Origin of the sequence: Streptomyces sp. f51, from assembly GCF_037940415.1 — a bacterium.
Lineage (GTDB): Bacteria > Actinomycetota > Actinomycetes > Streptomycetales > Streptomycetaceae > Streptomyces.
The window spans coordinates 4,594,563-4,617,673 of record NZ_CP149798.1 but is presented as its reverse complement, the minus strand read 5'-3'; the positions used below and the strand labels follow the sequence as shown (position 1 = coordinate 4,617,673).

Genomic DNA, 23,111 nt, shown 5'->3' with positions numbered 1-23,111 from the left:
TGCCGGCGCGAGACCGCGCGAACCGGCGACGGCCACAGGGGTGGGTTGGCGATGAGCGAGGGTACGGCGACGACGACGGACCTGGACGTCCGGCTGGAGAGGCACCGGGTCGAGCTGACCGGGTACTGCTACCGCATGCTCGGCTCGTCCTTCGAGGCCGAGGACGCGGTGCAGGACACCATGGTCCGCGCCTGGCGCAGCTACGACAAGTTCGAGGGCCGCTCCTCGATGCGGTCCTGGCTCTACCGGATCGCCACGAACGTCTGTCTCGACATGCTCAACGCGGGCAACCGAAGGGCTCGTCCGATGGATCTCTCGGCCCCCTCCCCGCTCGCCCGGGCCGCGCTCACCCCGCGCCCGGACAACACCTGGCTGGAGCCGGTGCCCGACGCCCGCGTGCTGCCGTCGACCGGTGACCCGGCGGAGGCGGCGGTGGCCAAGGAGTCGGTGCGTCTGGCCTTCATGGCGGCCCTCCAGCAGCTGCCGCCCAAGCAGCGCGCGGTGCTGATCCTGCGCGAGGTCCTGGCGTGGCGGGCGAGCGAGGTCGCCGAGCTCCTCGGAACCACGGTCGCCTCGGTCAACAGCGCGCTCCAGAGAGCCCGGGCGACGCTCGCGGAGAAGGCCGGGGAAGGCGCGGACGCGGCCGTCTCCGACCCGCTCGACGAGGAGCAGCAAAAGCTCCTGGAGCGCTATGTGGCGGCCTTCGAGGGGTACGACATGACGGCCCTGACGGCACTCCTGCACGAGGACGCGGTCATGACGATGCCGCCGTTCGACCTGTGGCTGCGCGGCCCCGAGGACATCACGGGCTTCATGACGACCCTGGGCGCGGCCTGCGCCGGTTCGCGGCTGGTCCCGGTCGAGGTCAACGGCCTGCCGGGCTTCGCCCAGTACAAGCCGGACGAGGACGGGATCGGTCACACGGCCTGGGCGGTGCAGGCCCTGGAGATCTCAAAGGGCCGTATCGCCGGGTTCCACTGCTTCCTGGACACGGCCCGCTGGTTCCCGCTCTTCGGGCTCCCCCTGCGTCTCGACGGATCCGGGGAGTCCGGGTCCGTCGGCGAGGGGGCAGTCGGCGCGCCCGGAACCGGCGCAGGTCTCGAAGCGCAGGCCGACGAGGTCGAGTAGGGCGCTCAGCGCGGGGTCCGGGCCGTGCAGGCGTATCCGGCCGCCCGCACGGCGGGCCGCCAGTTCCATGCGCGCCAGCGCGTCGACGGCGGTGAGTCCGGGCGGCCCGAGGCCCTCGACGTCGCAGATCACCACCCCGGCGCCGGTCGTGCCGAGGAGCGCCCGGACGGCCTCGCAGAGCCGGGGCACCTCGCCCGGGGCGAGGAGTCCCGGCAGCACGAGCACGGCCGGTTTCGCGGAGTCCACGGTCAGTAGACCGGCCGGCGGCTCCGAACTCATCGCGGACGGTCCGGAAGATCACATTGACCCGTGCCCGCTCCTCCCCGTTGGGTTGGATGCATGCCCCATGAACCGGTTCCGCCCGCGATACCCGACGGCCCTCTCCGCGCCGAGGGGGCTCCGTGCAGGGGGTGCTGAGCGGCTTCGCGGTCATCGCCGTCGTCATCGGCGTCGGGTACGCGCTCGGCAGGGGCGGTCATCTCGGGGAGCACGGCCGCGAGGTGCTGACCAGACTCGCGTTCCACGTGGCCTCCCCGGCCCTGCTGTTCACCATGCTCGCGCGGGCCGACCTGTCGGTGATCTTCTCCGCCCGGCTCCTGGTCACGGCGATGAGCACGGCCGCGGTGGCGGGCGTCTTCGTCGCGGTGGGTGCCGTCCGGGGCTGGGGCGTGGGCCGGACGACGATCGGCGCGCTGTGCTCCAGCTATGTGAACTCCGGCAACCTGGGCATCCCGATCGCCGTGTACGTCCTGGGCGACGCCTCGCTGGTGGCGCCCGTGCTGCTGTTCCAGCTGATCGGCGTGACGCCCGTCGCGCTGACGGTCCTCGACCTGTCGGGCGAGGGTGCCGAGGGCTCGCTGTGGCGTCGGCTGCTCACTCCCCTGCGCAATCCGATCGCGGTCGGCTCGCTCGCCGGGGTCACCGTCTCGGCGAGCGGCCTGAGCATCCCCGGCCCGGTCCTCGACCCGCTCACGCTGATCGGCAACATGTCGGTGCCCGCGGTCCTGCTCGCCTTCGGCATCTCGCTGTGCGGCAGCACGATGCCGGGCCGGGGTCCCGACCGGTTCCCGGTGCTCCTGTCGGTGGCGCTGAAGTCGGTGGGCCAGCCGGCGGCGGCCTGGGCGATGGCCTCGGGCGTCTTCGGCCTGCACGGAGCCCAGCTGCTCGACGTCGTGGTGACCTCGGCCCTGCCGGCCGCCCAGAACCTCTTCACCTACGCCTCCAGCTACGGCGTGGGCGAGCGCCTGGCCCGGGACTCGATCCTGCTGTCGACGGTGGCCTCGGTGCCGGTGCTCGTCGTGGTGGCGGCGCTCCTCGGCTGACTTGCCGAACGGGACCGGCGGAGGTCGACCGGTCCCGTTCGTCGGAAGGATGAGACCGCAGGTCAGGCGATGCGGTCCAGCACGATCGGGCTCGGCTTGAAGTCCGTACCCGCCGCGGCGATGTCGTACGAGCCCTCGACGGCCTGGAGCGCGTAGTCGAAGCGGTCCGGGGTGTCCGTGTGGAGGGTCATCAGGGGCTGGCCCGCGGTGACCGTGTCACCAGGCTTGGCGTGCAGCTCGACACCCGCGCCGGCCTGCACCGGGTCCTCCTTGCGGGCGCGTCCGGCGCCCAGGCGCCAGGCGGCGATGCCGACGTCGTACGCGTCGAGGCGGGTCAGCACACCGGAGGCCGACGCCGTCACGACGTGCTGCTCGCGGGCGACGGGGAGCGTGGCGTCCGGGTCACCGCCCTGCGCGGCGATCATGCGGCGCCACACGTCCATCGCGGAGCCGTCGGCGAGCGCCTTCGCCGGGTCGGCGTCCTTGATTCCGGCCGCGTCGAGCATCTCGCGGGCCAGGGCGACGGTGAGCTCGACGACGTCGGCGGGGCCGCCGCCGGCGAGGACCTCGACGGACTCGCGGACCTCGAGGGCGTTGCCCGCGGTCAGGCCGAGCGGCGTCGACATGTCGGTGAGGAGCGCGACCGTCTTCACACCGTGGTCGGTGCCGAGGCCGACCATGGTGGAGGCCAGCTCGCGGGCGTCCTCGATGGTCTTCATGAAGGCGCCGGTGCCGACCTTCACGTCCAGGACCAGCGAGCCGGTGCCCTCGGCGATCTTCTTGGACATGATCGAGGAGGCGATGAGCGGGATGGCCTCGACGGTGCCGGTGACGTCACGGAGCGCGTAGAGCTTCTTGTCGGCCGGGGCGAGTCCGTCGCCGGCCGCGCAGATGACCGCGCCGGTGGTGTCGAGGACGTGCAGCATCTCCTCGTTGGACAGCAGCGCGCGCCAGCCCGGGATCGACTCCAGCTTGTCCAGGGTGCCGCCGGTGTGGCCGAGGCCGCGCCCGGACAGCTGGGGCACGGCCGCGCCGCAGGCGGCGACGAGCGGGGCCAGCGGGAGGGTGATCTTGTCGCCGACGCCGCCCGTGGAGTGCTTGTCGGCGGTCGGGCGGGACAGGGAGGAGAACTCCATGCGCTCGCCCGAGGCGATCATCGCGGCCGTCCAGCGGGCGATCTCACGGCGGTTCATGCCGTTGAGCAGGATCGCCATGTTGAGGGCGGCCATCTGGTAGTCGGCGACCTCGCCGCGGGTGTACGCGTCGATGACCCAGTCGATCTGCGCGTCGCTGAGCTCGGCGCGGTCCCGCTTGGTGCGGATGACGGAGACGGCGTCCATGGCCATGGCGTTCCTTCCGAAAGATGAGCGGCCCCTCCCCGGCTTCAGCCGGTCGGAGGGGCCGCGGGGCATTACTTGGTGAGATGGCCCGGCCCGAAGGCCTGCGGGAGCATCTCGGAGAGGGGCACGAGCCCGAGCGGTGTCTCCAGGATCAGTTCCTCCCCGCCGAACTCGAACAGCAGCTGCCGGCAGCGTCCGCACGGGACGAGGATCTCGCCCTGCCCGTCGACGCAGGTGAAGTGCGTCAGCCGGCCGCCTCCGGTGGCCCGCAGTTCGGAGACCAGACCGCACTCGGCGCACAGGCCGAGGCCGTAGGAGGCGTTCTCGACGTTGCAGCCGGAGACGATCCGGCCGTCGTCGACGCGGGCGGCGGCGCCGACCGGGAAGTCCGAGTAGGGGGCGTACGCACGGGTCATCGCCGTACGGGCCACCTCCCGCAGCTCCTCCCAGTCGACGTCCGCGGACTCCGCGCCGGCGGCTGTCACTTGCCCTGTCCCTTCCGGTACGGCAGGCCGTCCGCCTTCGGCATGCGCAGGCGCTGCGCCGACAGGGAGAGGACGAGGAGGGTGATGACGTACGGCGTGGCGGAGACGATCTGGCTGGGCACCTCGTTGGTCGTGGCGTACCAGAGGAAGGCGAGGACGCCGACGACCAGGGTGATGACGGCCGAGACGTACTTCTTCTTGACCGCGAGCCAGATCGCGCCGATGGCGAGCAGGATGGCGCCGAGCAGCAGCAGGGCGTGGACGTTCTCCGAGCCGCCGCGCAGGTTGAGGCTGTCGGTGTAGCCGAACAGTCCGGCGCCGAGCGCGAGGCCGCCGGGCATCCAGTTGCCGAAGATCATCGCCGCGAGACCGATGTAGCCGCGGCCGGCGGTCTGGCCCTCCAGGTAGAAGGGGTTGGCGACGAGGGAGAGGAAGACTCCGCCGAGGCCGGCCAGTCCGCCGGAGATGATCACGGCGATGTACTTGTACTTGTAGACGTTCACGCCGAGCGACTCGGACGCGATCGGGTTCTCGCCGCAGGAGCGCAGGCGCAGACCGAACGAGGTGCGCCACAGAACCCACCAGGTGCCGGGGATCAGCGCGATGGCGATCAGGGTGAGCCAGGAGACGTCGGTGACCAGACCGCCGAGCAGACCCGCGAGGTCCGAGATGAAGAACCAGCCCTTGGAGTTCAGGGTGGTGAGCCAGTCGGAGAGCCCTGGCACGGTGAACTGGCCGAGCGAGTCGACCGGCGGGGACTGCTTGGCCGAGCCGCCCTCGTGGCCCACGAAGGCCATCGGGGACAGATAGCGGGTGACGCCGAGCGCGAGGATGTTGATGGCCACACCGGAGACGATGTGGTTGACGTTGAAGGTGACCGTGATGATCGCGTGCAGCAGGCCGCCGAGGGCGCCGCCGATGATGCCGATCAGGACACCGGTCCACGGGCCCCACTGGTAACCGGCCCAGGCGCCGAACCAGGTGCCGAGGATCATCATGCCTTCGAGGCCGATGTTGACGACGCCGGAGCGCTCGGCCCACAGACCGCCGAGACCGGCCAGGCCGATCGGGACGGCCAGTTCGAGGGCGGTCGACATCTGGCTGACGTTGGTGATGCCGTCGGCGCCGGTGATGATCCGGACGATCGAGGTGAGCGCCAGGGCGCCCGCGATCACCAGCAGGAGGACGGGAAGCGACATCCGGCGGCTGCCGGGAGCCGCGGGCTGAAGCGTGGGCTGGTTGACGTCGGTTGCGGTGGTCACTGGCCAGCCACCTCCTTCTGGGTGTTGTCGGTGCCGCCGAGGACGTTGCCCGCGGCGAGTTCCGCGCCGACGCGGCGCTGCTGGCGGCGCAGACCCCACTCGCGCACGGACTCGTAGGACACGACGACGGCGATCACGATGAGGCCCTGCATGATGACCGCGATCTCCTTGTCGTACCCGTGGAAGTCGAGCTCGGGCGAGGCCTTGTCGAGCCAGGCCCACAGCAGGGACGCGAACGCGATGCCGACGGGGCTGTTGCGGCCGAGGAGTGCGATACCGATGCCGAGGAAGCCGATGCCGACCGGGAAGTTCAGGCTGTACGTGTGGGTGTCGCCGAGCAGGATCGGCAGACCCGCGAGACCGGCGATGCCGCCGGAGAGCAGCATCGCGGTGAGCACCATGCGCTTGGGGTCGACGCCGCTGGCCGCGGCGGCGGACTCGGAGGCGCCGGAGGCGCGCAGGTCGAAGCCGAAGCGGGTGCGGTTGAGGACGATCCAGTAGCCGATGCCGAGGAGCACGGCGAGGATGACCAGGCCGTAGATCTCGCCCGCGTCGCCCATGTTGAAGCCGGGGATCCAGCCGGACTTGTGCATCTCGCCGGTGGTGTTGTTGTTGCCGAGCTTGACGCCGAAGACGTCCGGCAGCCACAGGTAGGCGATGACGGAGGTCGCGATCGCGTTCAGCATGATCGTCGCGACGACCTCGCTGACCCCTCGGGTGACCTTGAGGACACCGGCGATGCCGGCCCAGAACGCGCCGGTGCAGATCGCGGTCAGCATCAGCAGCGGGACCTGGAGCGCGGCCGGCAGCGCGACGTGCGCGCCGACGATCGCGGCCATCATGGCGGCGAGCTGGTACTGGCCGTCCACACCGATGTTGAACAGGTTCATCCGGAAGCCGATGGCCACCGCGAGCGCCGCGATGTAGTACAGCGAGGCCTGGTTGATGATCAGGACCTGGATGTCGGAGTACGTCGCCTGCTGGAACATGATCGTGTACGGCTCGATCGGGCTCTTGCCCGAGGCGAGCAGCACGATCGACGTCAGCGCCACGGCGACGACGAGCGCGATGACCGGTCCGGCCACTCCGAGGAGGATGCGCTCCTTGTCGAACTTCTTCATCAGCGGGCCTCGTCTTCCGGGGCGTCCGCCGGGTTCTCGGCGGGCTCTTCGAGCTCGGCCGCTTCGGCGAGCTCCTCGTTCTCCAGGTGTCCGGAGGCGGCGCCGGTCATGGCCGAGCCGAGTTCCTCCGGGGTGATGGTGGCCGGGTCCGCGTCCGCGACCAGCTTGCCGTTGTAGATCACCCGGAGCGTGTCGGACAGGCCGATCAGCTCGTCCAGGTCCGCCGAGATCAACAGGACGGCGAGTCCCTCGCGGCGCGCCGCGCGGATCTGGTCCCAGATCTGCGCCTGGGCACCGACGTCCACACCGCGGGTGGGGTGGGCGGCGATCAGGAACTTCGGCTTGTGGCTCATCTCGCGGCCGACGATCAGCTTCTGCTGGTTGCCGCCGGACAGGGAGGCCGCGGTGACGTCGATGCCGGGGGTGCGCACGTCGTACTGCTCGACGATGCGGCGGGTGTCCTGCTGGGCACCCTTGATGTCGATCCAGACACCCTTGGCGTTGGGCTTCTCGGTGACGTGGCCGAGGATGCGGTTCTCCCAGAGGGGGGCCTCCAGGAGAAGGCCGTGGCGGTGACGGTCCTCGGGGATGTAGCCGATGCCGTTCTCGCGGCGCTTGCGCGTGGACAGCGCGGTGATGTCCTCGCCCGCGAACCGGATGACGCCGGAGTCGGCTGCCTTCAGGCCGATCAGCGCGTCGATGAGCTCGGTCTGGCCGTTGCCCTCGACGCCCGCGATGCCCATGACCTCACCGGCGTGGATGGTGAAGGAGACGTGGTCGAGCACGAGCCGTACGGCGCCGCGCTCCACCTCGTCCATGAGCAGGGCGGCGGAGCCCTTGCCCATCGACACCGAGCCCTTGGCGAAGACGACCAGGTCGTCGACCTCGATCACGGCCTGGTCGGTGACCGTCGACTCGGACGTCTCCGGCGTGGGCAGTTCGCTGCCGACCATCAGCTCGGCGAGCTGGCGCGGGGTCGTCTCGGACGGGACGGCGGTGCCGACCGTCGTGCCGCGCCGGATGACGGTGATGTCGTCGGCGACGGAGAGGACCTCGCCCAGCTTGTGGGAGATGAAGATGACCGACAGGCCCTCGGCCTTGAGCTCGCGCAGGTTGTCGAAGAGCGCGTCGACCTCCTGCGGCACCAGGACGGCGGTGGGCTCGTCGAGGATCAGGATGCGGGCACCGCGGTAGAGGACCTTGAGGATCTCCACGCGCTGCCGGTCGGCGACACCGAGTTCCTCGACGAGGACGTCGGGGCGGGCTCCGAGACCGTAGCGCTCGGAGAGCTCCACGATCTTGCGGCGGGCCTTGGCGCCGATCCCGTACAGCTTCTCGCTGCCGAGGACGACGTTCTCCAGGACGGTGAGGTTGTCGGCCAGCATGAAGTGCTGGTGGACCATGCCGATGCCGCGGGCGATGGCGTCGCCGGGCGACGAGAAGGTGACCTGTTCGCCGTCGACGGCGATGGTGCCCTCGTCCGGCTTCTGCATGCCGTAGAGAATCTTCATCAGCGTCGACTTGCCGGCGCCGTTCTCGCCGACGAGGGCGTGCACGGTGCCCTTGCGGACGCTGAGGTGGATGTCGTGGTTGGCCACGACGCCAGGGAATCGCTTGGTGATCCCGGCGAGTTCGACAGCGGTCGTCTGACCGTCGACCGCGCCGGCCGGAGGGCTGCTGGACGCGTTGATGGCGCACTCTCCTGAGGGAAAGGGGGTCGTCTACGCGCGTAGCGCCCCTACGGCAACGAAAGGGGCCACAGGCCGCGAGAACGGGATACGTGGAGCAAGACTCCTCGTATCCCGTTGAGCGGACGTAACCCCGCGGTTACCAAGCGACTCCGGGGCAGAACGGGCGCCTCCCCGTGCCGGACGGCACTGAGACTTGCCCGTACTTCCCCGGGACCGCATTGGCTGCTCCTGAGGTAACTCTCGTCAGCTGGTCTTGACCTTGATCGCACCGCTGATGATCTTCTCCTGGGCGGCCTTGACGGCGTCCTGGATCGCGGTGTTGCTCTTGAAGGACGGGTTGGAGTCGGCCAGGCCGACCTCACCGGACTTCAGATCGCCCCGAACGATACCGCTCTCGGGCTTACCGTCCTCGACCGACTTCGCCAGGTTGTAGACCGCCTTGGCGACATCCTTGGTCGCGGAGGTCAGGATCGCGTCCTTGTACTGCGCGAGCGCGGCCTGCTGGTACTGGTCGGAGTCGACACCGATCGCCAGGACCTTCTTGGCGGAGGCGGCCTCGATGACACCCTGACCGGACAGACCGGCCGCCGCGTAGACGACGTCGGCCTTCTTCTCGATCTGGCCCTCGGCGGCCGTCTTGCCCTTGTCGGGGCTGGAGAAGCCACCCTCCTGGGCGGTCTGCGTCAGGTACTGCGAGAGGACCTTGACGCCGGGCTTGGTGTCCTTGACACCCTGCTCGAAGCCCGCCTCGAACTTGTGGATCAGCGGAACGTCCACGCCGCCGATGAAGCCGACGGTGTTGCTCTTGGTGGCCTTGGCGGCGGTGACGCCGGCCAGGTAGGAGGCCTCCTGCTCGGAGAAGACCAGGTCCGCGACGTTCTTCGCCGTGACGGTGGAGTCGTCGACGATGCCGAACGTGGTGTTCGGGAGCTTGGCCGCGGCGGCCTTGACGGCAGGGCCGTAGGAGTAGCCGATGCCGATGACCGGGTTGTAACCCTGCTTGGCCAGCGAGATCAGGCGCTGCGTCTTGTCCGCGTCCGTCTCGCCGTCGGTGGGCTCGAGGTCGGCGGTGGCGTACTTGAACTCGGCCTTCGCCTTCTTCAGACCCTCGTACGCGGCGTCGTTGAAGGACTGGTCGCCCTTGCCGCCGACGTCGTACGCGAGAGCGAGGCCCTTGTGACCACTCTTGGAGTCCGAGGAGGACGAGGAGGTCGAGGTGCCGCCACAGGCGGACAGAGCGAGGGCGAGAGAGGCGGTCGCAGTGCCTGCGAGCGCGATGCGGGTAACCCGGCGCATTACGTGTGCTCCTGTCGTTCAGCGCCTGACGGTTCAGCTTCGGCGCTGGCTTCGCCGCAGATTAACGCGCGTAGACCAACTAGAAAACCCCTTCTGTCCACCTTGTTATGCGGCTGTGCCCGACGCCACTCGCCCGTGGGGCCGGGGCGTGCCGATCGCAAAGGGAAGGTCGCGGAGGGTGACTTCGCGTGCGGGCAGCGGAACGGGCGGGCACCTGGGGTGCCCGCCCGTTCCGCTGTGCTTCGGTTGTGTTCGCCCGTCGGGCGTGAGCGCGGCGGGCGGGGCCCGTCGCGCCCACCTCGCTAGGAGGTCTTGACCTTGATGTCACCGGCGATGATGGCAGCCTTGGCCTTCGCCACGGCGTCGGTCAGACCGGCGATCTGCGCCATCTTCGGGTTGCTGTCGGCGAGGCCGACACCGTTGACCTTGAGGTCGAAGGTCTGCGTGCCCGTCAGCGGCTTACCGTCGTGCACCGAGCCAGCCATGCTGTAGACCGCGCCGCCGACGTCCTTGAGCGCGGAGGTCAGGATCTTGTCCTTGTACGCGGACAGCGCCGCCTGCTTGTACTGGTCGGAGTCGACACCGATCGCCCACACGCCCGCCTTGGACGCGGCCTCAATGACACCCTGGCCGGAGAGGCCGGCCGCGGCGTAGAGGACGTCGGCCTTCTTCTCGATCTGGCCCTCGGCGGCGGCCTTGCCCTTGTCGGGGCTGGAGAAGCCACCCTCGGCGGCGGTCTGCGTCAGGTACTGCGAGAGGACCTTGACGCCGGGCTTGGTGTCCTTGACGCCCTGGGTGTAGCCGGCCTCGAACTTGTGGATCAGCGGAACGTCCACGCCGCCGATGAAGCCGACGACGTTGCTCTTGGTGGCCTTGGCGGCCGCGACACCGGCGAGGTAGGAGGACTCCTGCTCGGCGAAGACCAGGGAGGCCACGTTCTTGCCCGGGACGACCGAGTCCACGATGCCGAAGCTGGTCTTCGGGAACTTCGCGGCGGCCTTCTCCAGCGCGGGGCCGTAGGCGAAGCCGATGCCGATGACCGGGTTGTAGCCCTGCCTGGCCAGCGACTCCAGACGCTGCTGCTTGTCGGCGTCGGTCTCGTTGTCGGTGGGCTCGACGTCGGCCGTCTGGTAGCCGAACTCCTTCTTGGCCTTCTGGAGGCCCTCGAACGCGGCGTCGTTGAAGGACTGGTCGCCCTTGCCGCCGACGTCGTACGCGATCGCGAGGCCCTTGGCGCCACCGCTCGAACTGCTGTTGCTGCTGCTGTTGCTGTCGCTGCTGGTGCCGCCGCAGGCGGTGGCGGCGAGTGCGAGCGACGCGACCCCCACCGCGACGCGGGTCAGGCTGGCTATCCGACGCATCTGAAGTTCCCCATTCTCCAAAGCCCCGCAGTGGGTGCTGAGTTCGGCGCACATTAACGCGCGTAGACCGTCCAGGGAACGGGATTCCGCCTGGCCGTTATCCATTCGTGCCGATGGCCGGTTACGTCCTTGTGAACCACGCGGCCGAAAGGCGTGTAGCGGGACGCAGTGTCCTTCACCGCCGCCACGCGCCGGTCCCGGGAAACGGAACCGTCGTGACGGAGCGGATGGACCCTGCTCCACGGAGTGACAGTTGTCGAAGAACTGCCGACCACGCTACTGCGGGGGGTCGAGGGGCGCGACCGGAGTTCACCCGATCGCGCCCAGGGGTTCCGGTGGGCCCTGGGCGCCGGGTCGGACAGGAGCTAGGGAGTGTCCTGCGCCAGGAGGGCGGCGGCGGTGAACATCTCCACGCCGACCGTGATCGCGTGCTCGTCGGCGTCGAAGTCGCCGCGGTGCAGGTCGCGGGTGGTGCGGTCGCCGGGGCGGCGCACGCCGAGCCGGGCCATGGCACCGGGCACGTGCTCCAGGTACCAGGAGAAGTCCTCGCCGCCCAGGCTCTGCTCGGTGTCCTCGATGGAGTGCGCGCCGCGCCGGGCCGTCATCGCCTCGCGGAGCAGCTCGGTGACGGCCGGGTCGTTGACGACGGGCGGAACGCCCCGGATGTAGTTGATCTCGGACTTGGCGCGGTAGAGGTTCGCGATCTCGTCGATGGCCGCGTGGACGAGGTCGGGCGCGGCCCGCCAGGCGTCGAGGTCCAGGCAGCGGATCGTCCCCGACAGCTCGGCGTGCTGCGGGATCACGTTGCAGGCGTGCCCCGACTCGATGCGGCCCCAGGTCACCGCGAGTCCGCTGCGGGCGTCCACCCGCCGGGCGACGAGCGCCGGCACGTCGGTGACGACCCGCGCGGCGGCGGTGACGAGGTCGGTGGTGAGATGCGGGCGCGCGGTGTGGCCGCCCGCGCCGTCGAGTGCCACCTCAAGACGGTCGCAGGCCGAGGTGATGGCGCCGTGCCGCAGTCCGATGCGCCCCGCGTCGACCCGCGGGTCGCAGTGGACGCCGACGATCCGCCCGACCCCTTCGAGCACGCCGGACTCGATCGCGTCCGGCGCGCCGCCCGGCAGGACCTCCTCCGCGGGCTGGAAGATCAGCCGGACCCGCCGGGGCAGCAGGCCCTGCTCGTGCAGGGCGGCGAGGACGAGACCGGCGCCGAGCACGACCGTCGTGTGGATGTCGTGACCGCAGGCGTGGGCGCGGTCGGGCACGGTCGAGCGGTAGGCGCAGTCACTCTTCGTGTCCGGGATGGGCAGCGCGTCGATGTCGGCGCGCAGCGCCAGCATGGGGCGTACGTCGTCCGCGTCCCCGATGTCACAGATGAGACCCGTACCGATGGAGAGGACCCGCGGTTCGAGGCCCGCCTGCTCCAGGCGCGCCTTGATGGCCGCGGTGGTACGGAACTCCTGGTTGCCGAGCTCCGGGTGCATGTGCAAGTCGCGGCGGAACGCGACGAGTTCGGCGCGCAGTGCCTCGGGCAGCGCGCCCGGGAGCAGCGGCTCCCCGGGGAGATCGGCCTCGGACTCTCGGGACATCAGTTGGTTCACCCTTTGAAGGGTAGGACGATCGGGCGGCCAACTAACCCACGATCAACAAAAGTTCAGCCCGTTAGGGGAAGAAAATCTGGCCGTGCGGCGCATGGTCGGCTGTGCGGATGGGTAAACTCGCCCGACTCTCCGGGCGTTTGGATCTTGAACGGACGCGGGTGACCGGCCGTGATCCGGGGCGGCGGGTGGCGTCCGCCGCTGTGCACCGGGGAACGCCCGGCGGGCCCGGGCCCATTCCCCTTCGTGTCTCCACGGTCTCACACCGACGCGCCCCGCTCCCGGAACGGTCACCGGGTCCGGCCTCCGGTGTCACGCTCGGTGACGCGAAGGCCCGGGCCGCGGCATCGGCATCGGCATCGGTGGGTGCGGCTCAGCCGAAGCGGCCCGCCACGTAGTCCGCCGTGCGCGGGTCCCTGGGAGTGCCGAAGATGTCGGTGGTGGCGCCGTGCTCGACGATTCCGCCCGGGGTGCCCTGCTCGGCGAGGAAGAAGGCGCACTGGTGGGAGACGCGGGCCGCCTGCTGCATGTTGTGGGTGACGATGACGACGGTCACCTGGCCGGCGAGCTCGTGGATGGTCTCCTCGACGCGGCGGGTGGAGGTCGGGTCGAGCGCCGAGCACGGTTCGTCCATCAGGAGCACCCGGGGCCGTACGGCGAGGGCGCGGGCGATGCACAGCCGCTGCTGCTGGCCTCCGGAGAGCGCGCCGCCGGGCTGCCGCAGCCGGTCTCTGACCTCCTTCCACAGGCCGGCCCTGGTCAGACTCTCCTCGACCAGCTCGTCCTTCTCCCGGCGGCCGGCACGCGTGCCGGTCAGACGCAGGCCCGCGACCACGTTGTCGTAGATCGACATGGCCGGGAACGGGTTCGGCTTCTGGAAGACCATGCCGATCCGGCGCCGTGCCTCGGTCAGCCGCCGCTCGGGGGCGTAGATGTCCTCGCCGTCGAAGAGCACCTCGCCGGCCATCTGGGCGGAGGGGATCAGCTCGTGCATCCGGTTGAGGGTGCGCAGGAAGGTCGACTTGCCGCAGCCGGAGGGGCCGATCAGGGAGGTGACCTGTCCGGCGGGCATGGTGAGGGAGACGCGCTCCAGCACCAGGTGGCTGCCGAACCAGGCCGACACCTCGCGCGCGTCGAGCTCCGCGGGGCCCGCGCCCTGCCGGGCCCTGAACGTCCCGTCCGACGGGACGGGCGGCAGGACGGCGGTGTCGGCGGCGGCCTTCGGGTCGATGAGGGCGGTGGCGGTGGGCGCGCGGCCGGTCCCGGCCGGAACGCTTTCGGTCGGGGCGGTCTCGGTCGCGGCGCTGTCACGCGCGGCGGTCGCATCGGTCACGTCGGGCACCTCATGACGGGGTCGGGGTGGATCGGATCGGATCGGGTCGGGCCACGCGGCGACCGGGCGGTCGGCCGGGCCCGGCGGGGTGACGGGGACCGGGCGGGCTCACGGGGACCGGGCGGGCTCACGGGGCCCGCGGCACGGACCGGAGGTCAGGTCCGGGCCGGTCTGGCCGGCCCGGTCAGGCCCGGTCTGGTCCGGTCTGGTCTGGTCCGGTCTGGTCTGGTCTGGTCAGGTCAGGTTCGGGAGGAGTTCCGTGGCGCGGGTCGCGACCTGGAGGCCGAGGACCGCGACGACCGGGGCGAAGACGATCCAGGTCTGGTGGCGGCCCCAGCGGTGCCAGGCCCACACCGCGCCGACCGCCACGGCCACCAGCGCCTGGAGCCACATCACCAGCGGCCACGGCATGCCGCCGGGCCGCGCCAGCGGCTGCTCGGACCCGGGGAGCGTGCCGGAGCGGATGACCGCGGCCGGGGTCTGCGCCGGCGCCGAGACCAGCTCGGCGTCGACCCGGAGCACCCCGCCGGGCATGAAGTCCGCTCCGGTGGCCGTCAGGAGGACGATGCGGCCCTTGCCCGGGTCGAGCGGGGCGGGTGCGGGGTCACCGGCGCGCCGGATGCCGAAGACCCGGTACTTCGCCCTGCCCTGGCCGGTGGTCACACTGAACGTGTCGCCGGCGGCGAGGTCGCCGAGGCGCTCGAAGGGACCGCCGTACGCGGCGGCGCGGCCCATGAGCACGCTGGTGCCCGCCTGCCCCGGCATCGGGGTGTCCCGGCGGTGGCCGGGGCCGTCGGTCATCACCCCGGAGTCGGTGCCCTCCAGGACCACCTGGCGGACGTGGAGGGCGGGGATGTCGAGGACCGCCACCGGGGTACCGGGGGCGAGCAGGGCGCCCTCCTGGTCGGTCTGTGCCACCGGGGCGGTGCCGAGGGCGAGTTGGGCGCGCAGGGAGTCGTACGCGGCGTGCTGGGCCGCCCGTTCCTGGAAGCCGCTGAGGAACAGCAGCTGCGCGGTGAGGCCGAGCAGCAGGGCCGCGAGGGTGAGGAGTCCGCCGCGGGCGAGATGCCGGACGGCGGTGACGCTGCGAACACCCGGCCGCGGCAAGGGTGTTGCGAGCGTGGTCTGTACGGCGACCGTCACGGCGGCACGTCTCCTTCACTCAACTCATGGAACGGGTGGGGCGGATCGGGGGCCTCGCCGGGGGCGTCCGGGGACGCCCCCGGCGAGAGGGTGGTCGGAGTGACCGCGGATCAGGTGGACTTGATCTTGAAGTTGGCGCCGTTCTTCGAGCTCACCGTGGTGGAGCCGACGTACCAGGCGTGCAGGGTGTGCGTGCCGCGGGACAGCTTCGGCAGCTTGACGGTGACCTTGCCGCCGCTCAGGGTGCCGGTGGCGATGACGCGCGAGCCCTCGTAGATGCGGACCGTGCCGGTCGGCGTGGTGCCGGTCGCGGTGACCTTGACGGTGACCTTGGCCTGCGAGAGGTGGCTGATCGAGGCGGGCGCCGTGGTGGAGACGGTCGCGGACGCCTTCGAGACGGTCAGCGACGTGGTGCCGTTGGACGTCAGGAGCTTGCCGTTGCCCGCGTACGACACCGTGAGGGCGTGCGTGGCGACCTTGAGGTGGCTGGACAGGCTGACGGAGACCTTGCCGGTGCTGTCCAGGGTGCCGGTGCCGAGGGTGGTGGTGCCCTCCTTCACGGTGACCGTGCCGGTCGGGACGACACCGTGCGTGCCGGTGACCGCGACGGCGACCTTCGGCGTCTTGCCGTACGCGGTCGTCGCGGTGGTCGCCTTCAGGGTGGTCGTGTACTTGATGTCGCCGGTCCAGGAGGCGGCGGTACCGGTGCCGTTGAGGTTGGCGGCGGAGACCGTGGCCGTGTAGTGGCCGAGGGCCAGACCGCTGAAGGTGTACGAGGTGGTGGTGGCCGGGAGGTCCTTGACGGCCACGACGGCGCCGTCCGAACCGGTCAGGGTCACGCGGTAGTCGGTGACCGGGAGGGCGGTGGCGGCCGGGGCGGTCCAGCCGAGCTTGACGCTGCCGTCGCCGCGGGTGCCGCTCAGAGTGGGCGCGGCCGGCGTGGAGGCGTCGACGCCCGACTCCTCCAGGCCGCCGAGCTTGGCGTGCTTGGCAAGGTTGACCGAGCCGTTGTAGGACTCGTTCACGAAGCCGAACTTGGCGATGACGCCCTCGGCGGCGTCGGAGGCGAGAGCCGCCTCGTGGGTGCCGCTGGTGACGAAGACGTCGTAGAGGTCCTTGTCGAAGAAGACGCTGGTCGGGTCGATCGCCCGGCTCGGGACGACGTTGTAGACGTCGCGGCCGAAGGTGGCGTTCTCGTAGTAGGCGCCGACCGGGGCGAGCTTGCCGTTCACGGTGGCGACCGGCGTGGTGGCGCCGGTGTCCCCGGGCAGCTGCACGGCGGCCAGGTGGGCGCCGGCGGCGGCCGCGGTGGTGCTGAAGTCCGGGGCGATGCCGTTGTTCTGGGCGATCCAGCTGCCCACCGAGAACGGGACGAGCGCGCCGTCCGCGTCGACGGCGCCGTTGGCCTGGTTCTCCTGGACGGTCGCGACGGTCGGGGAGAGCGTGGCGTCGGTGAGACCGATGGCGCCGAGGAAGAACTTGCGGGTGCCGGAGCCGCTCTGCGGGATCTTCGGGTGCACGGTCTGGCCGTTCACCACGGTCAGCGTGCCCGAGTAGATGTCGTGCAGCTGGTCCACGGTCAGCGTGCCCAGGGCCGAGCCGCGGACCGCGACGCCGACCGCGTCCCGTGCGAACGGGATGTAGGTGAAGGCGGTTCCCGAGGAGCTCGGGCCGCTTGAGGAGCGGGCGAAGTCGACCTGGCCCTTGATGGAGACGCCCGAGCTGTCGGGGAACTTGTCGCCGGTGAGCGCCATGCTCAGGGCGAGGCGGCCCTTGCCGGAGCCGTTGGGGCGCAGGAAGGACGGGCCGCCCGTACGGGTCTGGATGTTCGACGTGGTGGAGCCGGTGACGGGCTCGATCGCGTCGTAGGAGGCGATGCCCGCGCCGTCGGCCGACTTCACGGCGGTGGCCGTGTAGGCGTTGCCGTTGACCGTGTCGCCGGCGAGGGCGTTGAGCACGTCCTGGGTGGTGTCCGAACCCACGCCGACCAGCTTGCGGAACGTGCCGGCGGGGGTGGGGTCGGCGGACGCCGGGCTCGCCAGAGCCAGCGTGCCGGACACCACGGCGGCGGCGACCATGGCCGCCGAAAGGCGCGTCGTGCGCATTGAGAGTCTCCAGAGGGTGTGCGAGATGACGTCGGGTGGATCTGGCAGGGTGGTACGGGCCGTCCGCCCCGACTGCCTTTCGGGGCGGGCGGCCGTCTGTGGGGAGCGGGGCCCGGCGGGCCCGCGCTCCGGTCGGTTCAGTTCCGGCCGGAGGGCAGCCGCCTGCGCAGCCACTCGGGCAGGGTGAGGGCGGGCACGGTCACCGCCCGGCCGCCGGGCAGCGGGACGCGCAGCGGAAACCGGAGCCTGCCGCCGCCGGCGAACGGCGCCCCGATGCCGGCGAACGCGCCGAGCGCGGCTCCGACCGGGACGGCGTACCGCAGGGAGTTGGACGGATCGTCGGGCGTGGTGCCCAGCGCGGTGGTCTGAAGGGCCTGGCCGCCGTCGTAGGAGGGTGCGGCGCTCGGCTTCGCGCTCGCGGTGGCACCGGGAGTGGCACCGCCACCGCCGCTGCCGGCGCCCGTGGAGCCGCCGTCGCCGCCGCCCGTCGAACCGCCAGTGCCGCCGCCGCCCGATCCTCCGCCGGAGCTGTCGGAGCCTCCGCCCGTGGAGCCGCCGCCCGACGATCCGCCGGCGGAACCCGAGCCGCCGGTGGGCGTGGGGCCGGGTCCCGTGTAGTGGACGAGGGCGTCGGCGGCGGTGGTCGCCTTGGTGCGCAGGGCCGCGGGGAGCGGGGCGTAACCGGCCGGGAGCAGGCCCGGGTCGGCGCCGCTGGTCTGGCCGTCACCGGCGGCGTACCGCAGCAGGGTCGCGTAGTCCTTGCGGGCCGTCTTGTCGATCTGGCCCGGACGGACGGCGGCGTACACCAGCTGGGCGAGCGGGTAGGCGCCTTCCGCGTCGGCCGTGGCCGGGGTGATCTCGGGGGCTCCGGTGCCGGTGGCGCCGGAGGCCGCCGCGGTCAGGGAGCCAGCGGCGGGGCCGACGAACGTGCCCGCGGTGTTGCGCAGGCGGGCGGTCTGAAGGCCGTAGCGCGCGGCGGAGGCCGCGTCGGTGACGGTGATCACGAACCGGGAGCCGACCGTCTGGGGGCCGGGGCTCTTGAAGGCCGGCGGGTTGGCGAGCGCGTCCCAGCTGGACTTCCAGAGCGTGTCGGCACGCCGGGTGTGCAGGGCGCCGGAGTGCATGTCCTCGACGTAGGGATGGAAGTCGGTCATGCACTGCTTGACGGTGGCGTCGGTGCCCGGCGGGATCGTGCACCAGGGGTCGCTCTTGGGATAGTCGTCGGAGTGCGCGGGGTCGAAGGCGACACCGGTCGGGTTACGGGACGCGGTGGTGCTGTAGTACGGGTTGACCTTGGCGCCCCAGTCGTCGACGTCACCGGCGAGGAAGCCGCGGGCGTCCTTGTCGGCGAGGATCCACTGCCACAGGGCGCGGGCGGAGTCGCTGTGCCCGAGCGAGGTGATCAGGTCGGTGTCGGTGGACGGGGTCTCGGAGACCGAGAGGTCCGCGAACTCGGGGTTCAGGGAGATGAATTCGGGGTCGCTCGCCAGGCCGGCCGGATTGTTCTTCGCCCAGTCGTAGCCGGTGGCGGCCGAGTCGCCGAGGACGGCTCCCCAGGGCGAGTTGCGATAGGACTCGGTGAGCAGTTTGGCGACCAGGCGCGGGGTGAGGTCGACGGACTCGACCTTGGTGCCCGCGAGTCGGCGGACGGAGTCCGGCGCTCCCGCCTTGGGTCTGCGTTCGACGGTGAAGCCGATGACGGTTCCGGAGAGTGCCACGGGCGCGTACACCGTCGGGTCGGAGGGTGCCGTGGTGCCCGCGTCGGCGCCGAGGGCGCGGGTGGTGAACGCGAGCCCGGAGGAACCGTCGTTGATGAGCCGGGCGCGGGTGTCGGGTTCGCCGAGCTCGGTGTAGCCGTAGACCGTGCCGGTCGGGCACAGGGCCGCCTGCCAGCTGGTCATGGCGTCGGCGGCGAGCTCGCTGCCGGTGGTGGCGCGCTCCTTGGCGCCGAGCGCGCAGTTGGTGCCGACCGAGTTGAAGCCGAGCGGGATCGCGACCCGGTTCTTCCAGTTCGTGGAGGAGACGGGGGATCCGGCGTTGACCTGGCTGTGGTCGGCGTACGGGTTCCCGTCCAGGTCGAGATGGCCCTGCGGGACGATGACCAGCCAGCACGAGCGGGGCCTGGTCCCCCCGTTGACGGTGACCGGCACTCCGCAGCCCAGGTGCGGGGCCTCGTTGGCGGTCTGGACCTCGAAGTACTCCTTGCCGGTGCCGTCGGCGCCGGTGCGGGCGAAGTCGACCTCGTTGGTGGTGTTGCGGTTGAAGAAGGCGTTGTTCTGGGTGCCCGAGGTGATGACGGTGCCGTCGACGGACTTGAAGGGCACCTCGCCGGGGGCGTTGGGGTTGGCCGCGCCGTACCGGTTGTCCTGGCCGTAGTTGGTGGGGTCGGCGTTGTAGAACACCTTGCGGGTGTCGTCGTAGTCGTTGCCGGGCCAGCTGCCCCGGTCGGTGGTCGGGGAGGCCCCGTACTGGCACTGGGTGCGCGCGGGGCCCGGGTTGGCGGGGACGGTGCCGTCGTCGTCGCCCCAGCACTGCATGATCTGCACGAAGTCCGTGTTGAACGCCGTGCCGGCGAAGGTGGTCGGGGTGCCGCCCGACCAGGAGACCGTGACGGCCTGGCTGGTCAGGTGGGCCGTCCGGTCGACGGTGAACCGCATGTCCTTGAACTCGCCGCGTCCGGAGACGGTGACGGCCGAGGAGCCGGCGGCCGCGGTGCCGGTCGCGGCGGCCGGGGCGGCCGCCTGGGCCACGCCGAGTCCGGCGAGGGCGCCGACGGCGGTTCCGGCGACCAGACGCAGGAGCAGCCGCCGTACGCCGGCGACGCGGGATCCCGCGGTGCGCGGTCTCGCGGTGCCCGTTCCCGTGCTGCGGGGGTTCATCGGCGCTGCCCCTCTCCGGTGTCCTTGCCCGCGCCGCGTCCTGTGATCACCCGGGAGACCACGGAGGGCAGCAGGACCAGGCCGAGCACCAGGAAGGCGGCGATCAGCATGAGCGTCTGGGTGGTGGTCCAGCCCTGGCTGCCGGACACGGCGACCGGCTGGGCGAGCGCGATGGTGTCGGCCGCCGCTCCGCTTCCCCCGTTGCCGCCGCCGCTGCCGCCGGAGGCACCCGTTCCCGAGCCGCCGCCCGAGCCGGGCGAGAGCGTCTGGCCGGTGTCCGGGTCGACGACGGGTGCGGAGCTGCCGCCGGTCCCGCCTCCCGCGGCGGTGCCGCCGCTGCCCGAACTCCCGCCGGAGGTACCGCCGTCGGAGCCGCCGCCGGTGCTGCCGCCCGAGGCGGAGCCGCCGCTGCCGCCCGTGGAGCCCGAACCGCCCGAGCTTCCGCCCGCCTTGGCGCCGCCGCTGCCTGTGGTGCAGGGCGGGGCGCCCTTCTTGTCGCAGGCGGCCGGGTAGGGGGCGGTCTCGGCGAGCTTGTTGTGCCCGTCGCTGGAGAAGGTCGGGTTGTTGCAGCCCCTGATGTTGATGCTCTGGGCCTGGACGCCCGGGATGCGGCGGATCTGGTCGAAGCCCGCCTTCACCAGGTTGATCGGCAGCGGCGAGTAGCCGAGCGAGGGCGCCTGTTGCTGGCCCTGGCACATGAAGTAGTACGAGAACGCGCCGAGCGTCTTGCCCTTGGCCTTGGTGAAGGTGCCCTGCACCTTCAGGGGCAGGATCATGTACGAGTAGCTGGACAGCGGGTAGTTGCGCTTGTCGGAGTCGTTGTAGACGCCGTCGAGCTTCTGCGTGAGGTAGTCGGCGGAGTTCCGGTCGTTGTTGATCTGCGCCTTGAGCAGCGAGACCGCGACGTTCTGCGGGGTCGGCTCGGTGTAGTAGCCCGCGTGGTTGAGGACCTTGGCGACCGGATAGTGCGCGTTCAGGGCGTACGAGTAGTTGACGTACCCGATCGCGCCCTCGCCGTAGTTCTGGGCGACGTACCCCGCGACGCCGAGGTCGCCGGACTGGGCGATCATGCCGGAGACGGTCGGGTAGTACGAGGTCTGCCCGCAGGCCCCGGAGCGGCCGACCCTGGCGCAGTAGGCCTGCCACAGCGACTTGTGCTGGTTGGCCATCCACATCGTGAACTGGGCCGTGGAGCCCGAGCCGTCGGAGCGTACGACGGGGACGATCGTGCGGTGCGGAAGCTGGACGCCCGGGTTGTCGGCCTTGATGACCGGGTCGTCCCAGGTCTTGACGGCACCGGTGAAGATCTTGGTGACCACGTCGCCCGACAGGCGCAGGTTGGTGAGCCGCTTGCCGTTGACGGTCAGGTGGTACATGAAGACGGTGCCGCCGGCCACGATCGGCATGTAGGCGTACGACCCGGACGCGGGCCGCTCGGCGGCCGAGCCGTCGGTCGGGTGCGTCTGGAACGGGATGTCCGAGACGGCGAAGTCGACGGTTCCGCTGAGGAACTGGCGGCGGCCGTCGGACGATCCGGTGCCGGCGTAGCTGATCCGCATGCCGTACTGGTTGACGGCGCGCCGCCATTCGTCGACGGCGTTCTCGGCCCAGGTGGAACCGGCGCCGGATATCGGCGTGTAGCTCTCTGCCGCGGCGGGGGCCGCCAGCGGACCGGCCAGCAGCCCGGCGATCACGCCGAGCAGCGCGCCGAGCGTCCCGAGCGCCCGCAGGCGCCCGAGGGCGGTGTGGAGGTGGCTGCGCATCAGTCGGTCTCTCCGGTGGCGGGGGCGGACGGGGCGGTGCCCGCGGGGTTTTCCCCGGGGGTGTCGAACAGGGACAGGCCCGGCGCGCGCAGGTCCTCGAAGCGCTGCACGTCGGCCCGGGAGGCGCGGGCGGTGCGGCGGGCCTGGCGCCTGGTCTGGTGACCGGGGCCGCGCCCGCCGATGACGCGGGCGATCACGAACAGCACCAGGACGAGGGCCATCAGGACGGCGGCGGCGCCGAAGCCGCGGGCGATCATCGTGGGCTCGGGCGACTTGACGAAGTTGAAGACCGCGAGCGGCAGCGAGACCATCGGCCCGCTGGTCGCGTCCGTGTTGAGCGCGGCCGTGAAGCCCGCGGTGAGCAGGACGGGCGAGGTCTCGCCGATCCCGCGGGCGGTGCCCAGGATGACGGCGGTGGCGAGGCCGGAGCGGGCGGTGGGCAGCACGACGTGCCACACCGTGCGCCAGCGCGGGGCGCCGAGCGCCTCCGCCGCCTCGGTGAGGTTGCCGGGCACCAGGCGCAGCACCACGTCGGAGGCGCGGATCACGATCGGCAGCATCATGACGCTGATCGCGAAGCCGGCCGCGAGGCCCGACTTCTGCATGCCGAGGCCGAGGATCCAGGTGGCGTACACCATCAGGCCGGCGACGATCGAGGGCAGCGCGGTCATCGCCTCGACGATGGTGCGGACGAACCGGGAGAACCGGCCCGGGATCTGGTTCAGGTAGACGGCGCAGGCGAGACCCAGGGGCACGGTGATCGCGAGCGCGATGGTGATCATCGTGAGGGTGCCGAGCATCGCGTGGGCGATGCCGCCGTGGGTGAGCGGGTCGAGGGGGCCCGCGGCCTGCATGTCCTGGGTGAAGAAGTTGGCGTGCGGCAGTGCCTCGCGGCCGCGCCAGCCGGTGAAGCCGACGACCATGACGAGCCCGGAGAACAGCAGCGTGGCCGCCGTCCACAGCACCACGGTCATGACCCGGTCCCGTACGGCCTGGCCGTCCTCGTCGAGCCCGGTCAGCACCGCGTAGACCGCGAGGAACACGAGATACGCGGTGACGGTGAAGCCCAGCGCGCCCGAGAACGGGGCGAGTTGGCCGAAGAGCAGGACGGTGACGCACAGCGCGGAGGCGGCGGCGCCGCACAGGGACAGCACCCCGTTGCGGGTGACCCCGCCGATGCGGCGCGGGCGCGGTGGCGGCGGGGCGTGCTCCACGGCGGTGTCCGCGGGCGCGGGTGCCGCGTCCCGTACGGCGGACAGGGACGTCTCTTGGACGACGGTCATC

16 protein-coding genes and 1 pseudogene are annotated in these 23,111 nt (G+C 71.4%); 2 read left to right on the top strand and 15 right to left on the bottom strand.

From position 1 onward, the window contains the following. Nucleotides 1-51: 51 nt before the first annotated feature. Nucleotides 52-1,128, top strand: coding sequence for a sigma-70 family RNA polymerase sigma factor (locus WJM95_RS20220; RefSeq protein ID WP_339131092.1), 1,077 nt, complete (start codon nt 52-54; stop codon nt 1,126-1,128). Between the two features lie 39 nt (nt 1,129-1,167). Here the strand turns inward: WJM95_RS20220 and WJM95_RS20215 are convergent. Beyond that, a pseudogene (locus WJM95_RS20215) lies at nt 1,168-1,407 on the bottom strand (hypothetical protein); the annotation flags it as partial. Nucleotides 1,408-1,529: 122 nt separating this feature from the next. On the opposite strand from WJM95_RS20215, the gene WJM95_RS20210 reads away from it, so the two are divergent. Beyond that, the gene (locus WJM95_RS20210) at nt 1,530-2,450 is read left to right on the top strand and encodes an AEC family transporter (RefSeq protein WP_339131091.1); all 921 of its coding nucleotides are present in this window, start codon (nt 1,530-1,532) and stop codon (nt 2,448-2,450) included. 62 nt (nt 2,451-2,512) lie between these two features. Here WJM95_RS20210 and WJM95_RS20205 read toward each other — a convergent pair whose 3' ends face one another. From WJM95_RS20205 to pstA, 14 genes are all read right to left on the bottom strand, one after another. After that, on the bottom strand, nt 2,513-3,796 hold the full coding sequence (locus tag WJM95_RS20205; protein WP_339131090.1) for a thymidine phosphorylase: 1,284 nt from the start codon (nt 3,794-3,796) through the stop codon (nt 2,513-2,515). 65 nt (nt 3,797-3,861) lie between these two features. Beyond that, complete coding sequence (locus WJM95_RS20200) at nt 3,862-4,275, bottom strand: cytidine deaminase (RefSeq protein WP_339131089.1); 414 nt, start codon at nt 4,273-4,275, stop codon at nt 3,862-3,864. Continuing rightward, nucleotides 4,272-5,474, bottom strand: coding sequence for an ABC transporter permease (locus WJM95_RS20195; protein WP_339135709.1), 1,203 nt, complete (start codon nt 5,472-5,474; stop codon nt 4,272-4,274). The genes WJM95_RS20200 and WJM95_RS20195 overlap by 4 nt, the downstream gene beginning before the upstream one ends. Before the next feature lie 59 nt (nt 5,475-5,533). Then, on the bottom strand, nt 5,534-6,658 hold the full coding sequence (locus tag WJM95_RS20190) for an ABC transporter permease (RefSeq protein ID WP_339131088.1): 1,125 nt from the start codon (nt 6,656-6,658) through the stop codon (nt 5,534-5,536). Next, nucleotides 6,658-8,349, bottom strand: a complete 1,692-nt coding sequence (locus tag WJM95_RS20185) for an ABC transporter ATP-binding protein (protein WP_339135707.1) — start codon at nt 8,347-8,349, stop codon at nt 6,658-6,660. Before WJM95_RS20185 ends, WJM95_RS20190 begins: the two co-directional genes overlap by 1 nt. Before the next feature lie 243 nt (nt 8,350-8,592). After that, nucleotides 8,593-9,645: a BMP family ABC transporter substrate-binding protein gene (locus WJM95_RS20180; protein WP_339131087.1), complete on the bottom strand. Its 1,053-nt coding sequence runs from the start codon at nt 9,643-9,645 to the stop codon at nt 8,593-8,595. Between the two features lie 302 nt (nt 9,646-9,947). Then, on the bottom strand, nt 9,948-11,006 hold the full coding sequence (locus tag WJM95_RS20175; protein WP_339131086.1) for a BMP family ABC transporter substrate-binding protein: 1,059 nt from the start codon (nt 11,004-11,006) through the stop codon (nt 9,948-9,950). Nucleotides 11,007-11,371: 365 nt separating this feature from the next. Beyond that, nucleotides 11,372-12,595: a M20 family metallopeptidase gene (locus tag WJM95_RS20170; protein ID WP_339135705.1), complete on the bottom strand. Its 1,224-nt coding sequence runs from the start codon at nt 12,593-12,595 to the stop codon at nt 11,372-11,374. 382 nt (nt 12,596-12,977) lie between these two features. Beyond that, nucleotides 12,978-13,727 (bottom strand): phosphate ABC transporter ATP-binding protein, encoded by a 750-nt coding sequence (locus WJM95_RS20165; RefSeq protein WP_339135703.1) that lies wholly within the window; start codon nt 13,725-13,727, stop codon nt 12,978-12,980. Nucleotides 13,728-14,171: 444 nt separating this feature from the next. Further along, nucleotides 14,172-15,080 (bottom strand): sortase, encoded by a 909-nt coding sequence (locus WJM95_RS20160; RefSeq protein ID WP_339131085.1) that lies wholly within the window; start codon nt 15,078-15,080, stop codon nt 14,172-14,174. A 110-nt stretch (nt 15,081-15,190) separates the two neighbouring features. Beyond that, entirely contained in the window at nt 15,191-17,185 is a 1,995-nt protein-coding gene (locus WJM95_RS20155; protein ID WP_339131084.1) for an Ig-like domain repeat protein, read from the bottom strand. Between the two features lie 137 nt (nt 17,186-17,322). Continuing rightward, on the bottom strand, nt 17,323-20,064 hold the full coding sequence (locus tag WJM95_RS20150) for a hypothetical protein (RefSeq protein ID WP_339131083.1): 2,742 nt from the start codon (nt 20,062-20,064) through the stop codon (nt 17,323-17,325). Beyond that, nucleotides 20,061-21,827: a phosphate ABC transporter substrate-binding protein PstS gene (locus tag WJM95_RS20145; protein ID WP_339131082.1), complete on the bottom strand. Its 1,767-nt coding sequence runs from the start codon at nt 21,825-21,827 to the stop codon at nt 20,061-20,063. Before WJM95_RS20145 ends, WJM95_RS20150 begins: the two co-directional genes overlap by 4 nt. Next, nucleotides 21,827-23,110, bottom strand: coding sequence for a phosphate ABC transporter permease PstA (gene pstA / locus WJM95_RS20140; RefSeq protein WP_339131081.1), 1,284 nt, complete (start codon nt 23,108-23,110; stop codon nt 21,827-21,829). Before pstA ends, WJM95_RS20145 begins: the two co-directional genes overlap by 1 nt. Between the last annotated feature and the right edge of the window lies 1 nt (nt 23,111).